This window comes from Chitinophagaceae bacterium C216 (genome assembly GCA_028485475.2).
GTDB lineage: Bacteria > Bacteroidota > Bacteroidia > Chitinophagales > Chitinophagaceae > Niabella > Niabella composti.
The window spans coordinates 3,326,542-3,342,126 of the sequence record CP144143.1 but is presented as its reverse complement, the minus strand read 5'-3'; the positions used below and the strand labels follow the sequence as shown (position 1 = coordinate 3,342,126).

General features: G+C 39.7%; 17 protein-coding genes. 11 read left to right on the top strand and 6 right to left on the bottom strand.

Going from position 1 to position 15,585, the window contains the following annotated elements; translation table 11 throughout:
• Positions 1 to 113: 113 nt before the first annotated feature.
• Positions 114 to 1,391, bottom strand: a complete 1,278-nt coding sequence (locus PIECOFPK_RS14325; RefSeq protein ID WP_330973583.1) for a CinA family nicotinamide mononucleotide deamidase-related protein — start codon at positions 1,389 to 1,391, stop codon at positions 114 to 116.
• Positions 1,392 to 1,473: 82 nt separating this feature from the next.
• Between PIECOFPK_RS14325 and PIECOFPK_RS14320 the strand changes: the two genes are divergently transcribed.
• Genes PIECOFPK_RS14320 through PIECOFPK_RS14305 form a run of 4 tightly spaced genes read left to right on the top strand, consistent with a single transcriptional unit; the run spans position 1,474 to position 5,552 of the window.
• Positions 1,474 to 2,352 carry a DUF6528 family protein gene (locus PIECOFPK_RS14320; RefSeq protein WP_409966216.1) on the top strand — a complete coding sequence of 293 codons (879 nt, stop codon included), beginning with the start codon at positions 1,474 to 1,476 and terminating at the stop codon, positions 2,350 to 2,352.
• Between the two features lie 20 nt (positions 2,353 to 2,372).
• A complete protein-coding gene (dacB, locus tag PIECOFPK_RS14315) occupies positions 2,373 to 3,755 on the top strand; it encodes a D-alanyl-D-alanine carboxypeptidase/D-alanyl-D-alanine-endopeptidase (RefSeq protein WP_409966215.1) in 1,383 nt (460 codons plus the stop codon).
• Between the two features lie 28 nt (positions 3,756 to 3,783).
• The gene (gene mgrA / locus PIECOFPK_RS14310; protein ID WP_409966214.1) at positions 3,784 to 4,779 is read left to right on the top strand and encodes an L-glyceraldehyde 3-phosphate reductase; all 996 of its coding nucleotides are present in this window, start codon (positions 3,784 to 3,786) and stop codon (positions 4,777 to 4,779) included.
• A gap of 29 nt (positions 4,780 to 4,808) precedes the next feature.
• Complete coding sequence (locus PIECOFPK_RS14305; protein WP_330973587.1) at positions 4,809 to 5,552, top strand: hypothetical protein; 744 nt, start codon at positions 4,809 to 4,811, stop codon at positions 5,550 to 5,552.
• Between the two features lie 59 nt (positions 5,553 to 5,611).
• Here PIECOFPK_RS14305 and PIECOFPK_RS14300 read toward each other — a convergent pair whose 3' ends face one another.
• A complete protein-coding gene (locus PIECOFPK_RS14300) occupies positions 5,612 to 6,940 on the bottom strand; it encodes a DUF1080 domain-containing protein (RefSeq protein WP_330973588.1) in 1,329 nt (442 codons plus the stop codon).
• Positions 6,941 to 7,114: 174 nt separating this feature from the next.
• Between PIECOFPK_RS14300 and PIECOFPK_RS14295 the strand changes: the two genes are divergently transcribed.
• Positions 7,115 to 8,413, top strand: a complete 1,299-nt coding sequence (locus tag PIECOFPK_RS14295) for a Gfo/Idh/MocA family protein (RefSeq protein ID WP_330973589.1) — start codon at positions 7,115 to 7,117, stop codon at positions 8,411 to 8,413.
• A 33-nt stretch (positions 8,414 to 8,446) separates the two neighbouring features.
• Positions 8,447 to 8,872: a hypothetical protein gene (locus tag PIECOFPK_RS14290; RefSeq protein WP_330973590.1), complete on the top strand. Its 426-nt coding sequence runs from the start codon at positions 8,447 to 8,449 to the stop codon at positions 8,870 to 8,872.
• Positions 8,873 to 8,935: 63 nt separating this feature from the next.
• Here the strand turns inward: PIECOFPK_RS14290 and PIECOFPK_RS14285 are convergent, their stop codons facing one another.
• From PIECOFPK_RS14285 to PIECOFPK_RS14270, 4 genes are read right to left on the bottom strand one after another with little or no spacing between them, the layout of a single operon-like run.
• On the bottom strand, positions 8,936 to 9,313 hold the full coding sequence (locus PIECOFPK_RS14285) for a VOC family protein (protein ID WP_409966213.1): 378 nt from the start codon (positions 9,311 to 9,313) through the stop codon (positions 8,936 to 8,938).
• Between the two features lie 23 nt (positions 9,314 to 9,336).
• The gene (locus tag PIECOFPK_RS14280) at positions 9,337 to 10,314 is read right to left on the bottom strand and encodes a site-2 protease family protein (RefSeq protein WP_330973592.1); all 978 of its coding nucleotides are present in this window, start codon (positions 10,312 to 10,314) and stop codon (positions 9,337 to 9,339) included.
• Entirely contained in the window at positions 10,295 to 10,726 is a 432-nt protein-coding gene (locus PIECOFPK_RS14275; RefSeq protein ID WP_409966212.1) for an acyl-CoA thioesterase, read from the bottom strand. The genes PIECOFPK_RS14280 and PIECOFPK_RS14275 overlap by 20 nt, the downstream gene beginning before the upstream one ends.
• A gap of 7 nt (positions 10,727 to 10,733) precedes the next feature.
• Positions 10,734 to 11,144 carry a DoxX family protein gene (locus PIECOFPK_RS14270; protein ID WP_330973594.1) on the bottom strand — a complete coding sequence of 137 codons (411 nt, stop codon included), beginning with the start codon at positions 11,142 to 11,144 and terminating at the stop codon, positions 10,734 to 10,736.
• Between the two features lie 150 nt (positions 11,145 to 11,294).
• Here PIECOFPK_RS14270 and PIECOFPK_RS14265 point away from each other — a divergent pair, with 150 nt between their 5' ends.
• The 5 genes from PIECOFPK_RS14265 to PIECOFPK_RS14245 all read left to right on the top strand — a co-directional run bounded on the left by PIECOFPK_RS14265 (position 11,295) and on the right by PIECOFPK_RS14245 (position 15,531).
• Positions 11,295 to 11,942: a hypothetical protein gene (locus PIECOFPK_RS14265; protein WP_409966211.1), complete on the top strand. Its 648-nt coding sequence runs from the start codon at positions 11,295 to 11,297 to the stop codon at positions 11,940 to 11,942.
• A 95-nt stretch (positions 11,943 to 12,037) separates the two neighbouring features.
• Positions 12,038 to 13,120 (top strand): acyltransferase family protein, encoded by a 1,083-nt coding sequence (locus PIECOFPK_RS14260; protein WP_330973596.1) that lies wholly within the window; start codon positions 12,038 to 12,040, stop codon positions 13,118 to 13,120.
• A 151-nt stretch (positions 13,121 to 13,271) separates the two neighbouring features.
• Complete coding sequence (gene rpmI / locus PIECOFPK_RS14255; protein ID WP_330973597.1) at positions 13,272 to 13,469, top strand: 50S ribosomal protein L35; 198 nt, start codon at positions 13,272 to 13,274, stop codon at positions 13,467 to 13,469.
• Between the two features lie 54 nt (positions 13,470 to 13,523).
• Positions 13,524 to 13,868, top strand: a complete 345-nt coding sequence (rplT, locus tag PIECOFPK_RS14250; RefSeq protein ID WP_330973598.1) for a 50S ribosomal protein L20 — start codon at positions 13,524 to 13,526, stop codon at positions 13,866 to 13,868.
• Between the two features lie 199 nt (positions 13,869 to 14,067).
• Positions 14,068 to 15,531: an arginine decarboxylase gene (locus PIECOFPK_RS14245; protein WP_330973599.1), complete on the top strand. Its 1,464-nt coding sequence runs from the start codon at positions 14,068 to 14,070 to the stop codon at positions 15,529 to 15,531.
• The last annotated feature ends 54 nt before the right edge of the window (positions 15,532 to 15,585 follow it).

The window sequence follows — 15,585 nt, the reverse complement described above, 5'->3', positions numbered from 1 at the left end:
TTTTCTATCTCTTAAAAAATCTATAATTCAGAGGCAATAAAATTTCACTACTATCTCCTTAAATAAGATAGATGATATCTCTTAGAATGAAAGTGCCCTAATTCCAAGTTTCTTTAACCGTGACTTATAATAAATTTTCGGAGTAGATTTAATGCTTGTAAGGCCGCCGCTTCAATATTACGCTCTCTATCATAACCTAAATTCAACAATTTGCTTATAATTTCATCTTTGTTTCCCGCGGCTATCCATACAGTGCCTACTGGTTTTTCGTCGTTTTCTGTAGGAGGCCCTAAAATGCCCGTTGTGGCTACTGCATAATCGGCATCAAATTGTTTTAAAGCTCCCGCCACCATTTGTCGTGCTGTAGCTTCACTAACTGCGCCTTCTGTCTGGAGTGTTTCATGACTTACACCTAATATTTTCTCTTTAATATCATTGTTGTAAACCACTGCAGCCCCATTAAAATGTGACGACGATTTAGGAACACTAGTGATGAGGTGAGCAATATAACCTCCTGTGCAGCTTTCTGCTGTGGCTAGGGTTTTCTTTTGTTGTTGTAACAGCTTGCCTATAATTATCTGTAACGTATCATCGTTGTTGGCAATAGTGATATCTTCTAGTAAAGTTTGTATTTGCTCATAATAGGGTAAGATTTCCTGCTCCAGTAATTCCTTGTTCAGTCCCTTACCTGTCAATCTTAATTTTACCTGTCCGTATCCCGGTAGATAAGCTAATTTAATATGAGAAGGTAACTGCTTTTCTATGGATGCAATTTTTTCAGCAATTAAAGTTTCTCCCAATCCGAAAGTCGCCAGGACCTTATGTACTACCGCATAGCCCCCGAATGTTTGCAAGATTCTGGGAATAGCTTCGTCTACAAATATCTTTTTCATCTCATAAGGCACACCAGGTAAGGAAATAAAAACGATGGGATCGCCATGGGCATTTTTATCTTCAAACCACATCCCCGAAGCCGAACCATAAGCGTTATGTAGTATGGTACAGTTTTCAGGCAAATCTGCCTGCTTTTTATTCTCCTCAGTGAGATATGCTTTTCTCTTATATACTTTTACATAAAGGTCATGTATATGTTGCAATACGGCTTCGTTTCTTACTAAGCGCGTTTTAAAATAATCACATAAAAGTGGTTTCGTAATGTCATCAGCGGTTGGCCCTAAGCCTCCGGTAAGAATAATAAGTCTAGAATACTTGCGTTCTTCATCTAATGCCTTCCAAATATCATCATATACATCCCCCACTGCCACGCGACGCTTCACCCAAATACCTATCTTATTAAGCTCTTGTCCAAGAAAAGCACTATTGGTGTCGATGGTTTGTCCAATCAATAGCTCATCACCGATAGTAATGATGGAGGCGTTTATTTCATTCATTTTACAGGTAATTGTTTCAATAACAAATATCTTTGAAATAGGGATAACAAAAAATTAAATTACTGTAATAACTTCATTCATTATGAAATTATATTCTCTCCTCATTTTCTTATTGTTTATCATAGTGTTGCAAGCCTCGGCTCAATACGATATTGTAGTATGCGGCGATGATAAGGTAGTGATACTAGATGGAAAGGAGGCAGAGAAAGGAGATACAGTTATCAAGTGGCGTTGGCAGGTATCCGAAGCTGCTAGTATTCCTCAGCAATACCAGAAATGGTTATTTCCACTAGATGAATGTAAATCGTTGGAGAAGGGTAAAAAATTGTTGCTTACCTCATCTAGCGGAGGTGTAGTATTACTGGACGTAGCCACTAAAAAGATATTATTCTATGCATATGCCCCTATGGCACATTCGGCAGCACCATTACCAGGAAATAAAATAGCTGTTGCGCTTTCAACACATAGAAAAGGCAATAGTATTGAGCTGTATGATGTAAGTGAACCGGAGAAAGTATTGTACAAGGATTCGTTGTATTCAGGCCACGGAGTTGTATGGAATAAAAGGCGTAAGAGGGTATTCGCATTGGGCTTCGATGTCTTAAGATGTTATCAGTTGAAGGATGCAAAAACAATGCATGCAAGCCTTACTTTAGAAAAAAGTTGGAAGCTTCCCAGCGAAGGAGGGCATGATTTGTATGCTATCGACGACAATTTCATGCTAATCACTACACATGATAACGTATATCTTTTTGACATTAAGAAAGAAAAATTCACAGTCTTTGATCTTTTGGCTGATCAACATAACGTGAAATCTGTGAATTACAATAAACGCAAAAAAAGACTTATCTATACACAAGCAGAAAAAAGCTGGTGGGCTTATCATGTGCGGATTAAAAATCCTGATGTTGCAATTCTTCTACCTAATATAAAAGTGTATAAAGCCAGAGTTATAGAGTAAGTACATAAAATAAATATCCAATGAAAAAAAGAAATGGGTTGTTATTGCTATTGCTGATGTTGGGAAATGCTGTGCTGGCACAGGTTTCTACCAAATTGGCAGCAGCTATGGAAGAGTTTAATAAAGACGAACAATTGAAATATGCTACTGCGGCTTTACATGTAGTGGATGCAGTAACAGGCAAAACTGTATATACACATAATGCTTACAAAGGGTTAGCAACGGCCTCAACCCTTAAAGTTATTACTGCAGCTACAGCTTTTGATATTTTAGGAAAGGATTATACTTATCAAACCAAAGTGGGAATTATATCTACTCATAGTGGTCATCATCTTTATATTCAGGCTAGTGGCGACCCCACGTTTGGTAGCTGGCGCTGGAAAGAAACAAAGGATAGTCTTATTCTGGGACGTATTAAAGAGGCAGTAAGGGCATCAGGAGTAAAAAGTTTTGAATCTGTAATGATTAATACTACCGATTGGGAAGCCGATGATGATATCCCGGGCGGCTGGATATGGGAAGATATAGGTCAGTATTATGGTGCCGGTGCACAAGGGTTGAACTGGAGGGAGAATCAGTTTGACGTCATACTGAAATCCGGACCTCGCATCGGAGATGCCGTAACTATAGTAAAAACGATCCCTTATCTGTATGATTATACAATAGTATCTAAAGCCTCTGCCGCAGGCAAGGGTACTGGCGACCGTTCTGCTCTTTATTATCCATCTAAAGGCAAACGCTATAGTGAATTAAGAGGCACGATTCCTCTAGGAGAAAATAATTTTACTGTTTCAGGATCGATATATGATCCTGCAGGGCAGTTTGCAAAAACTGTTATCGATGTAATTAAAGATATTGCAATAGTAAAAAACAATAAGGTGGAAGTAAATATCCCGGAGCAAGAAAATGTGAATTGGATTTATACACATACTTCACCTCAACTATCAGAAATTATTTATTGGTTTTTGAGGAAGAGCATTAATCTGTATGGAGAAGCCCTGCTACGTACTATTGCTTTAAAAGTGAAAGGTAAAGCTAGTACTTCGGAGGGTATTGAGGTGCTACAGCAACATTGGGTCGATAAAGGCATTGATAAAGAAGAATTGCATTTATATGACGGTTCTGGCTTATCCCCACAGAACAGAGTAACGGCTCATGCTGAGGTTATGGTACTGAAATATGCAAAAGAGCGCCCGTGGTTCAAAGAATTCTATGAAGGAATGCCGGTGTATAATGATATGAAAATGAAAAGCGGTACTATCAATCGGGTAAAAGGTTTTGCGGGGTATCACCAATCAAAAGCAGGTAAGGAGTATATTTTTGCCATATTAGTAAATAATTACAGTAAAAGTGCAACTACGTTAGTACGTAAAATGTATAGAGTTTTAGATCATCTGAAGTAATAAAAGCGAAATAATTAAAGAGCTTGTTATGGCAATAAAGTTTTCTCAAAAACGTTACGATAATATGGAATACAGGCGCTGTGGTAGATCCGGCCTGTTACTACCAGCAATCTCATTAGGATTATGGCATAATTTCGGAGATGTGGATGATGTGAAGGTTTATCGTAAAACTTTACATACTGCATTCGACAACGGGATTACACATTTTGATCTAGCCAATAACTATGGGCCTCCTCCTGGAAGTGCCGAAGTGAATTTTGGGAAGATTCTTCACAGTGATTTTAAACATCATCGAGATGAACTAATAATATCAACAAAGGCAGGTTATACTATGTGGCCGGGACCTTACGGGGATTGGGGGTCGAAAAAATATCTGGTGAGCAGTCTGGATCAAAGTCTCAAGCGCATGAAGCTGGATTATGTGGACATCTTTTATCATCATCGGCCAGATCCTCAAATACCGTTAGAAGAAACTATAGGAGCATTGGACCTCATTGTGCGGCAGGGAAAAGCCTTATATGTTGGCTTATCTAATTATAGAGTGCCTGAAGCTAAAAAAGCTATTAACTTATTGCGTAAGATGGGCACTCCTTGTCTTATTCATCAACCTAAATACTCTATGTTTGAGCGTTGGGTAGAAGATGGTCTATTGAGTTTGTTAGAGAAAGAAGGTGTAGGTTGCATTCCCTTTTCTCCATTAGCACAAGGATTGCTTACCAACAAATATTTAAAAGGCATACCTAAAAATTCACGTGCGGCCAAGGCGCATGGCTTCTTAAAAAAAGAAGATATAACTAAAGAACGTCTGCTACAAATTCAAAAACTGAATGAACTAGCACAAAACCGAGGACAGACACTAGCTCAGATGGCTTTAGCATGGTTATTGAAGGATAAACGTGTGACGTCTGTGCTTGTAGGTGCGAGCAGCGCTACTCAGTTAAAAGATTCACTAGGATGTCTTAATAATACACATTTTGAAAAATCAGAACTTGAGCAAATTGAACAGATATTAAAAGAAAGTTGATTATTTTTTTATCATTAAAATGCTTGTATATGAAACTGAAAAACATTTTGGCCATTTTTCTTGTATTAGGAACTGTACTGTTGCTGTCCATGCGCGGACAGGAGGATTACAATAATGAAAAGGCATTACAGGGTGCGTGGAGTTTTACTCAAGATGGTGATAATTATATAATGTTGGTACAGGATGGATACTGTATGTTTACGCAGTACAACCTTGCTAATAAAAAGTTTATTCTCACTACTGGTGGCCCTTATACTATTGAGAACGGGCTGCTGAAGGTACAGGTGCAATTTAACAGCGCCGACAAAAATAGCGCCGGTAAAACTCGCGAGTACACTTTTATTGTTAGGGAAAACGAGTTAATCACAAATACGATGGATGGCAGCATCAGCTTTACTTGGAAGCGAATTGACAGCGGAGATAAGCATTTAGCTGGTAATTGGCGTATTACGCAAAGAAAACAAGGCGATCAGATGGTGGATATTCCTTTGCGAGCTAGAAGAACTTTAAAGTTATTGACCGCGACCCGTTTTCAGTGGGCAGCTATCAATGTTGAAACGGGGGAGTTTTTCGGTACCGGTGGTGGTACTTATAGCTTTCAGGATGGTAAATACACCGAGAATATTGAGTTTTTCTCCAGAGATGATAGCCGCGTTGGAATGTCTTTAACTTTTGACGGCAAACTAGATGACGGTAAGTGGATACACTCCGGAAAAAGTTCCAAGGGCGATCCTATCTATGAAGTATGGGAGCGTTTTCAGGATAAAAAATAAAAATAAGCGGGATGTATCTATGTGATAGATCCCGCTTAAATTTTATACGGAGGAGTGTATTATTTAAGTTCTTGAATTTTCAGACTTCTGAAGGATACATGATCGTTGTGATCTTGTAAAAGAATACGACCTTGAGGTGCTAGTCCAAAATTTTCCCAATCTTTATACTTACTAATTGCGATTAGATCTTTGAATTCCTGGGAACCGCGTGTATAGCTCAATACTTTCCAGCCATTGAGCCAGTGTTCTACCCGGTTGTCAGGAAATACTTTGATCATGCCGAAATTCCATTCGCCTATTTTTTTACGAGCACGTGGCTCACGGTCTGATGCTATTAGATCGTATAATGAAGCTAGTGTTCTATTTCCATTTCTACCCATTTTTGCATCGGGATGTTTTTCGTCATCCAGAATTTGGTATTCCAGTCCTACCGCAGAACCAGGTTTATCTGGTCTTTCAGGAACGAAATATTTTACACCACTGTTAGCTCCATCAGTGAGTTTAAATTCGAATTGTAAGATAAAAGCACTGTACTCTTTTTCGGTGACGATATCTCCACCTCTGCCGCGTGCAAGCACCTCAATCATACCGTCATTAATAGCCCAGCCTCTTTCGGGGAAAGTATTTTTATATGCACCGCGCCATCCTGTAGATGATTTTCCATCGAAAAGAAGTTCAATGCCATATTGTTTTTCTGCATCGGACAAATTATTGGGTATCGTGTTTCTAACAAATACGCCCTGTAGTGGCTCCGGTTTCAGCGCGGTAGTTTTAATTCGGATATTGCGCCAGCTAATCTGTCTTCCTTCATCTTTTTTGTTGTTGATAGAGTGTACCTGTAGGGCTATAAAACCCTTGGAAATGGCATCGTCAATCAAATGTGCCACTGGTATACCGTTCAGCCAGGTGCGAATGGAGTTCCCAATGCATTCGATCTTCCCACGGTTCCATTGGCCTTGTTTAAATGCTGTTTTGGCCGAAGGATTAAGTTCTACAGGATAAAGCCAGCCTCGTCCGGCTTCGTCATAAATGCCACCTGACCAAGCACGTGCCGAAGGATCGATTTCAAACTGATATCCATGTACTCGCCCATTTTTAAAATCGGCTTTACTCAGACTGCGGAACTGGACGCCTGAGTTCATAGTGCTGTCTACCTTGAATTCAAATTCCAAAACAAAATTGTCGTACTCCTTTTCGGTAACCAGAAAAGAGTTGGGTTCACCGTATACGGTAGTACCTACAATGGTACCGTTCTTTACTTCATACTTGGCTTTTCCGTTCAGCTGTTTCCAGCCTGTTAAATTTTTACCGTTGAATAAACTTTTCCATTGGGCCATAGTCATGGTAGAGGTTACCATGAGCGCAATCGCAAACAATACTTTTTTCATTGGTTTATGTGATATTTTTATTTTTATGATTACATTGTGACGTTAGAAATGTGCGATTCTTGCCAAAAGATTATAAAAAAAATGGTAGAAGACCAATAACACGTCTTAGAATAGCCAAATGTATTGAATTTTAAGCCATAATTATTTTATAGATCATTTTTAAATTAAGAGCAAATGAATACACGCCGCGAATTCATCAAAAGAGCCACAGTATTAGGTGCAGGAGCTTTTCTTTCTGCGGATTTACTTGCAATGAAAAGAAATATTTCTTCTAACGATAAAATAGGCCTTGGAGTTATAGGATGCAGAGGACAGGGGTGGAGCAATCTCAACGCACTTTTGAAAGTTCCTGAGGTGGAGTGCGTTGCATTGTGTGATATTGACGAAAATGTATTGAGCAAACGCAAAGAAGAATTAAGTAAGCTGAACATTAAGCCTCGCATATACTCCGATTACCGAAAGATGCTGGCTGATAAAGATGTGGATATTGTGGTTGTTGCAACACCCGATCACTGGCACTGCCTGCAATTGATCGATGCCTGCTCTGCAGGAAAGGATGTTTTCTGTGAGAAGCCCGTAGCTAATTCCATTTATGAAGCACAATTGATGAACAAAGCTGTACAACGCTATGGACGTGTAGTGCAGGTTGCTCAATGGCAACGCAGTCAACAACATTTTAATGACGCCATAGCCTTTGTTCATTCTGGAAAATTAGGGAAAATTAGTGCTGCCAAAGCTTGGATGTACCGTACGGGTACTCAACCGCTGCCTGTAGTGCCCAATTCTCCGGTTCCTGCAGGGGTAAATTATGACATGTGGTTGGGCCCCGCCCGAAAGCGTCCGTTTAATAAGAATCATTTTCATTATGAGTTCAGATGGTTTTGGGATTATGCTGGCGGCCTGATGACAGACTGGGGCGTCCACCTGATTGATATGGTATTATTAGGTATGAAAGCCGGTATTCCAAAATCTGTAATGGCTACCGGTGGTAAATACGTTTTCCCAAATGATGCCCGTGAAACACCGGATATCCAAACAGCACTGTATGATTTTGGCGATTTTCAGATGAGCTGGGAGCATAATATGGCTACTGGAGTAGGGTTGTACGGAATGCAGCACGGTATAGCTTTTATAGGAGAGAATGGTACGTTGCTATTGAGTAGAGCTGGTTGGGAAGTAAGACCCGATAGAGATAAAATTGAAGCAGTACCTTGGACAAAGGCCTCCGATAATGGCTTGCAAAAACATGCTGCCAACTTTATCGATGTGGTAAAGTCAAGAAAAAAAGAAGATTTGAACTGTCCTTTTGAAGCCGGAGCTAAAGTAGCTATTGTTAGTCACTTTGGAAATATCGCCGTTCGCACTGGCGAAAAAATTTACTGGAATGAAGCGCAGAACAAGTTCAATGTTGAGAAAGCTACCCAGCTTGTAAAGCCGATCTACCACAATGGTTGGAAACTGCCTGTTGTATAATTTCTGTTATGAATAATAACAAATAGCAGTTATATGAAAAGTTATTTGCTAATGGCAATATGTATTGTTGCTATTGCCTGCTCCCGTAAGGCAATACCTGTGGGTGAAGAAGGCGGTAGCAACTTTGTTTTGAAGGTAAATGAAAAGATTACCGTGAGCAATGCTACTATTACTCTTAAGGAAATACGCGAAAGTCGTTGTCCTAAAGGTGTTCAGTGTATAAGAGGAGGCGAGGCGGTAGCTGTCCTGCATGTAGATATTAGCAACAAGAGTGAGCGAAATGTACAGTTGTGTACCGGGGTAGATTGTCAAAGGTTAGGGATGAGTGAAACATATTTGCTATCAGCTGAGGGTTCCAAATATCTATTTACTCTTGATAGTATCACCCCCTATCCGACCTCAGGAGTAAAAGATGTTGACAAAAAAGTGCATTTTACTGTTTCAGTGTCCCGAAGGTAGCGTTTGATTATATACCTATCTTTTAATAGCGAAAATCACGAGACGACTTCCTTTAGAGGGAAATTATTTCATGCTGGTAATCCACCATACATTGCCAAATGAATCCTGTACCCCACAACTGCGACCATAGTCCTGATCTGCTAGCTCATTGATAACCGTAGCTCCGTTTTCTATTGCTTTCTGAAATGTTTCATCCGCATTTTCTACGTATACGAATAGGTTGGCATTGGCTACTTCGTAAAATTCGGTTACATCGGCAAACATAATATTGCAACCGTTGATTCGCACTTCGGCATGCATGATAATCTGATTATCGTTATCTCTGTAGCTTTTGAATACTTCCTCAGCATTAAATACATGCTTGGTGAAATCGATAAAGCTGTGGGCGTTTTTCAGGATTAAATAGGGCATTAGCGGCTGATGACCTTTGGGAATTTTCATAATATGCATTTTAAGTATGAGAATTATGGGGTGAGATATTTTAAAAGTAAGAAATCGATATCGAACAACCAAGGCAGACTAAGCAGTACAAGCCACACAATAGCCAATACAATTTTCCCTTTGGCCGAAACATCCAGCAGTAAATTTTTTTGTAATACTGCTTTTACTAATTGTACAATACGGCTTTCATTTGTATCATAAACATATGGAGGCCCAGTTTTTACATGATGTAGGTAAGGAATATGTTGAATTAATATAGCCCGCAATTTCCAATATGCTTCATTGCTAAGAGCTTCATAAGTGGTGTTGACGTCAATGCCAGAAGCTTCAATGGCTTTTTCCAGCTTTACATTACTTCGGTCATTGATGAAGCGATAAATCAGTAAAGCCGGAATGATTAATAATGGGTAAAAATGCGTGCTTGTACTAATCCATATTGTTGCAATGATAGAAAGCAACATGGAAATATGGATGAATCGTTCTTCTTCATCTAGAAAGATACGATGTAATAACTGGCCGCCATCTAGCGGATAGAGGGGGAGTAAATTGAGTAGATTGGCCCATATTAATAGTTGTGCAATAAATCCCAATGGAATGGCTCCCACATAAATGTTTTTGCTGCCATCCAGCCAGTGTAGCAACAATCCCAGTAATATCCCCGGTACGGGGCCGGCCAAGAGGATGATGATGCTTTGTCGTTGACTAATTTCGTTTTTATTGCCTTGAACCCATGCGCCGATAAAAGGAAGAAACAGAATGCCGATATCCGTATAATGATAATAACGCATTGCAAAAAAATGGCCCAGTTCATGAAGCAGTACAATGCCGAAGATTAGTAATAATAAGTCCCATCTTCTCAAAAGCATATAACCCAGCCCCAGATATAACACAATGCTATAAATCCCTTTATACCATAAAGGCGATGCGGCCTCACCTGTATCAGGATGCTTCGGAGGATATACGTTCTCGATTTCGTAGAGATTATGCGCCGTGTGCGACATCGTCGTTGAAGAAGGGTTTTAGCTTTTCATATAAGGCCTCAGGCATTTTGGCACGCTGTTTATTTTGTACATTCATAAAAAACAATATTACTCTTCCGCTGGCCAACAATTCATTGCCTTCATTATATATCTCCTGTAGAAATGTGATTTTATGATGTTGTGGTAATTCCTGCAGAATAACCTTCACGGTAATAAGCTCATCATACAGTGCGGGACGTAGATATTTGCACTGCACTTCTACAACCGGCATGATGATGCCCGACTTTTCCATATCGGCATAAGAAAAGCCAAGGCTTCTGAGCCACTCGCCACGGGCTGCTTCAAAGTATTGGAAATAATTGCCATGATACACCACTCCCATCTGGTCGGTTTCGGCATAACGTACTCTTATTTTGGTTTCATGACTATACATATGATGATTATTTGCCTATTTTTTTATCAAGACTAAATTTACCTGGCCCCATCAAAAACAATACTACAAATATTGTGAGAAAAATACCAGCAGACTCTCCTTCACCATATAGATCTCCACTATGTGCGAAGAATAAAGCCACAGTCATGGCCACAATCAATGGTAGTGATGCTATACGGGTCAACAATCCGATAATGATAAGGCCGGCACAAAAAACTTCTGCAAATATGGTAAGTCCCAAGGAAGCTTTGGCGCCAATATGAAAAGGGTCTGCAAAACCTTTAGCAACGATATTGTTAAAATTGGAAAGTTTTCTCAATCCGTGATTCATAAGCATTGTGGAGCCTGCTACTACACGTAATAACAATAAACTTATGCTTACAGAGGGTTCAGAATACTTACTGGTCATTAGTTTCATATAAGAGGATTTTAAACTGGACAAACTTAGGAAATTAGTATCATGTAGCGCCCCGCTAAGTGTATAATTAGTCTTAGTGCTACTAAAGGAAAAATGTAAATAATCGAATGGTTCTCCCGTGAATTACTATATTCGTTACAAATTTTGGATATGTTTGATGCATTGACAAGATACTTATTTGAGTATAAGCGCCTGACAATTCCACAAATAGGTGTTTTTGAATTGAAGTCTGCAGGAGCTAATGCCAATCGTGCAGAACAAACACTGTTGCCTCCGGGGTGGTCGGTAGTTTTTATTGCAGCATCTGATGCGGTTATTGAGGAGCCGGATGCATTTTATAATTGGCTAGCCCAAAATCAGCATATATCGAGGGAGCAGGCTGTAGCAGATTTTGAAAGTTTTGTTCAGGCAATGAACGAGAAGCTGGATAGCGGTGAAAAAATCTCGTGGAATGGGGTAGGACAGCTGGTTAAAGAAGAAGGCAAAGTAGTGTTTATAGCAGAACAGGAAAAACTCTCCCCTTTCACGCAGGTTACTGCCAGAAAAGTCATCAGAAAAAATACCAACTTTGCCACTATTGTAGGCGATAGAGAAACCACCTCCGCCGAAATGCGTGAAGAGCTTTTTCAAAGGCAAAATCCTACACGCAATAGAAATAGAGCATTATGGATATTATTTACGGTTGCAGTAATTGCTGCGGCCTGGTATTTTTCTCAGTATGGTTGTAATCCTCAAGGTACAGGAAATAAACAAAAGGCAAAAGCTACTGTTCCGGCAGAAACTTATAGCATACAATAATCTTCCTATATCCTATAGAGCTCTGCATCATTTATAAGTTGTTACAACCTGAGTTTGTTACTATTCCATTGTACACACATTAATTACTTTATAAGGTGTCTCAGAAATCATTAGCGGGAACTCCCCATTACGAAATATTAGATGGGCTGCGAGGTATTGCAGCTATTATGGTAGTAGTGTTTCATTGTTATGAAATTCTGATACCTGATTTCAATGAAAGTCCGGTAGCACATGGGTATCTTGCCGTAGACTTTTTCTTTTGTTTATCGGGGTTTGTAATTGCCTATGCGTATGATAGCAGAATACATAGGATTGGTAAAAAGAGATTTTTCATTAATCGCCTGATTCGGTTGCATCCCTTAGTGGTGTTGGGGACCATAGTAGGATTATTGGGATTATTATTGGATCCTTTGGCCTCTACAAGTGCGGTAGAAGAGTTTGGGTGGGGAAAGATTGCAGTGGCCACAATTTGCTCCGTACTGATGATCCCTTATCCCTACTTAGGGCGTTATGGAAATGTATTTCCGTTAAATGCACCTGCATGGTCTTTAGGGCTGGAATACGTTATTAATATTTTCTATGCTTTGGTATTGGTACACATCAATAAGAAACTGCTGACTGTGTTGCTGGCAATTGCTGCTGTATCCCTTGTATGGGTAACTTGGCAGGCCGGAAACGTTTGTGTAGGCTGGAGTGGAGAAAACTATTGGGAGGGCTATGCACGCGTGAGTTGCTGTTTTTTAGCGGGCGTGGCGGTGTACCGCTTTGGGTGGGTGATACCTAACAAACTGCATTTTATAATTTACGCTGCATTATTGATGGGGGTTTTCTTTTTCCCGCATCGAGACAACGATATTCTGGCAGAAATGCTATTTGTGATATTATTGTTTCCGTTGATTATTGCCTTTGGGGCCGGAACGGTGGCCACAGGCTGGGTGAGTAAATTGTGTGCTTTCTTAGGCGATATTTCGTATCCGCTATATATGTTGCATTACTGGATGATATGGATTTTGGGCAATTATGCGGCTACAAATCCCGGGCAGCAATCGTTGTATATTTATTCAGGAGTTATCCTAGTGGCATCGGTGGTATTAGCCTGGGCAGCCCTGAAATTTATAGACGAGCCAGTTCGTAAATGGTTGACAATCAATTTTAAATCTCGTTCTGAAAGCCAATAGTGCCCTTGGGCAAAAATCTCAGTTTTGAATCATAAAAACTTCCTACCTTTGCACTCCTTTAAATGGCGAATATTTGCCTGAAGAGGCTCGAAAAGAGTCCCGCCGGTGCGGGAACGCCTCAAGGGTGTAACAATAAAATCGATTATTTACCATGCCTAAGGTAAAAACAAACTCTAGCGCAAAAAAGCGTTTTAAAGTAACGGCAACCGGCAAGATTACTCACCAAAAGAGTTTCAGACGTCACCTTCTCACTAAAAAATCTACTAAGCGTAAACGCGGGATGCGTATTGACGGGGTAGTTGCAAAACCCAATGTAGATTTCGTAAAACGTCTGCTGAGACTGAAATAATTTCGAGTCTCTTATTTTCAATCCAAAAATTTCACATTTAAAACTCTTTAAGACATGCCACGTTCAGTAAATGCAGTTGCTTCTAGAGCACGCAGAAAAAGAATATTAAAACAAGCTAAAGGTTTTTACGGAAAACGTAAAAATGTATATACCGTTGCTAAAAACGTTGTTGAGAAAGGTATGACCTACATGTATGTGGGTCGTAAACTAAAGAAAAGAGAATACCGCACTTTGTGGATTGCTCGTATCAATGCAGCCGTACGCGAAGAAGGACTTACTTACTCTCAGTTTATCAACAAGCTGCAAGCTAAAGGAATCGGATTGGATAGAAAAGTGCTCGCTGATTTAGCGATGAATAATCCGGAAGCCTTCAAAGCTTTGGTAAACTCAGTTAAATAGTGAACGCTATTTGTAACAAATAAAAATTAAGAAAATGCAGCACTTTATTTGTGCTGCTTTTTTTATTATTGCATTTATTTTTCGCAGTTAGACCCTGGATGAAATTAGGTGGCATTAGAAGAATATCGTTTATACATATTTCCTAATTTAGCACTCAATTTTTAAACCATTAAGTGCCGGTGTAGCCGGTTTATGGCAGATGAATAATTCATACTTAGGGCTGGTAGAACAGACCTTTAATTTTCCTCAGGAAGGAATTGAGGTAAAGAATGGAGACCTCCTCTTTAATGGTATTGATTACAAAGCGCTCGTTAAGAAGCACGGGACCCCTCTAAAAGTGACGTACTTACCCAAAATTGGCATGAACATCAACAAAGCGAAGCAGTATTTTGCTAATGCTATGCGTAAGTATAAGTACGACGCTCAGTACTTCTATACCTACTGTACGAAGAGTTCTCATTTTTCTTTTGTAGTGGAAGAAGCGCTGAAGCACGATGTACACCTGGAGACTTCTTTTGCTTATGATATCGATATCATTAATCAGCTTTACAAAAGACGTAAGATCACAAAAGATATAAACATTGTATGTAATGGCTTTAAGCAAAAGAACTATACATCACGTATAGCTAAGCTTATCAATAGCGGTTTTAAGAATGTGATTCCGGTGTTGGATAATAAAGAGGAGCTCAATATGTATAAGCGCAGTATCAAAACAAAAGAGCCCTTTAAAATCGGTATCCGAATCGCAGCGGAAGAAGAGCCTACCTTTCCTTTCTATACTTCAAGATTGGGAATAAGAGCTAAGGATGTACTGGAGTTTTATGTAGACGAGATTGAAGGCAATGAAGAGAAGTTCCAGCTGAAGATGTTGCATATTTTCCTGAACAAGGGTATTAAGGATGATATTTACTATTGGAGTGAGTTGCGCAAGAGTATTAATCTGTATTGTCAGCTCAAGAAAATATGCCCCGAATTGGATTCGCTCAATATTGGGGGCGGGTTCCCCATTAAGCATAGTTTGGCTTTCGAGTACGACTATCAGTTTATGATTAATGAAATTGTAAGTACAATTAAATCTGCTTGCAAAAAGGCCCGGGTACCTGTTCCACATATTTACACTGAGTTTGGGAGTTATACCGTAGGAGAGAGTATGGCGCATATCTACAGTGTAATTGGTGAAAAACGTCAGAACGACCGTGAAACCTGGTACATGATAGATTCCTCATTCATTACTACTTTACCGGATACTTGGGGAATTGGAGAGAAATTTCTGATGTTACCTATTAATAAATGGAACAACGAATACCAGCGGGTAGTATTGGGAGGTATCACTTGCGACGGACACGATTATTACGATAGTGAAGAACACATCAACGAAGTATTTCTTCCCAAAATAAAGAATGACAACGGCAATGGCAACGGTGTTGGTGAGGTGAAGCAAAAAGGTAGCGACGATGATGACGAACCGCTATATGTGGGCTTCTTTCATACTGGAGCTTATCAGGATCAGATTAGTGGGTATGGTGGCATTAAGCACTGCCTGATTCCTTCACCCAAGCATGTTATTCTGGAGTATAACAAGAATGGTGAACTGGAAGATTGGGTATATGCAAAAGAGCAATCAGCTCAAAGCATGCTGAAGATATTGGGGTATCTGAAGTAATGCAATTAAGAAATGGTATCGATGTATACTGAATAAAAAAGTGGCGACCCTTGA

What these genes read in the sequence shown, in the direction of transcription:
- PIECOFPK_RS14325 (WP_330973583.1), bottom strand. Translation starts at nt 1,391, where the DNA reads ATGAATGAAATAAACGCCTCCATCATTACTATCGGTGATGAGCTATTG.
- PIECOFPK_RS14320 (WP_409966216.1), top strand. Translation starts at nt 1,474, where the DNA reads ATGAAATTATATTCTCTCCTCATTTTCTTATTGTTTATCATAGTGTTG.
- dacB (WP_409966215.1), top strand. Translation starts at nt 2,373, where the DNA reads ATGAAAAAAAGAAATGGGTTGTTATTGCTATTGCTGATGTTGGGAAAT.
- mgrA (WP_409966214.1), top strand. Translation starts at nt 3,784, where the DNA reads ATGGCAATAAAGTTTTCTCAAAAACGTTACGATAATATGGAATACAGG.
- PIECOFPK_RS14305 (WP_330973587.1), top strand. Translation starts at nt 4,809, where the DNA reads ATGAAACTGAAAAACATTTTGGCCATTTTTCTTGTATTAGGAACTGTA.
- PIECOFPK_RS14300 (WP_330973588.1), bottom strand. Translation starts at nt 6,940, where the DNA reads ATGAAAAAAGTATTGTTTGCGATTGCGCTCATGGTAACCTCTACCATG.
- PIECOFPK_RS14295 (WP_330973589.1), top strand. Translation starts at nt 7,115, where the DNA reads ATGAATACACGCCGCGAATTCATCAAAAGAGCCACAGTATTAGGTGCA.
- PIECOFPK_RS14290 (WP_330973590.1), top strand. Translation starts at nt 8,447, where the DNA reads ATGAAAAGTTATTTGCTAATGGCAATATGTATTGTTGCTATTGCCTGC.
- PIECOFPK_RS14285 (WP_409966213.1), bottom strand. Translation starts at nt 9,313, where the DNA reads ATGAAAATTCCCAAAGGTCATCAGCCGCTAATGCCCTATTTAATCCTG.
- PIECOFPK_RS14280 (WP_330973592.1), bottom strand. Translation starts at nt 10,314, where the DNA reads ATGTCGCACACGGCGCATAATCTCTACGAAATCGAGAACGTATATCCT.
- PIECOFPK_RS14275 (WP_409966212.1), bottom strand. Translation starts at nt 10,726, where the DNA reads ATGTATAGTCATGAAACCAAAATAAGAGTACGTTATGCCGAAACCGAC.
- PIECOFPK_RS14270 (WP_330973594.1), bottom strand. Translation starts at nt 11,144, where the DNA reads ATGAAACTAATGACCAGTAAGTATTCTGAACCCTCTGTAAGCATAAGT.
- PIECOFPK_RS14265 (WP_409966211.1), top strand. Translation starts at nt 11,295, where the DNA reads ATGTTTGATGCATTGACAAGATACTTATTTGAGTATAAGCGCCTGACA.
- rpmI (WP_330973597.1), top strand. Translation starts at nt 13,272, where the DNA reads ATGCCTAAGGTAAAAACAAACTCTAGCGCAAAAAAGCGTTTTAAAGTA.
- rplT (WP_330973598.1), top strand. Translation starts at nt 13,524, where the DNA reads ATGCCACGTTCAGTAAATGCAGTTGCTTCTAGAGCACGCAGAAAAAGA.
- PIECOFPK_RS14245 (WP_330973599.1), top strand. Translation starts at nt 14,068, where the DNA reads ATGAATAATTCATACTTAGGGCTGGTAGAACAGACCTTTAATTTTCCT.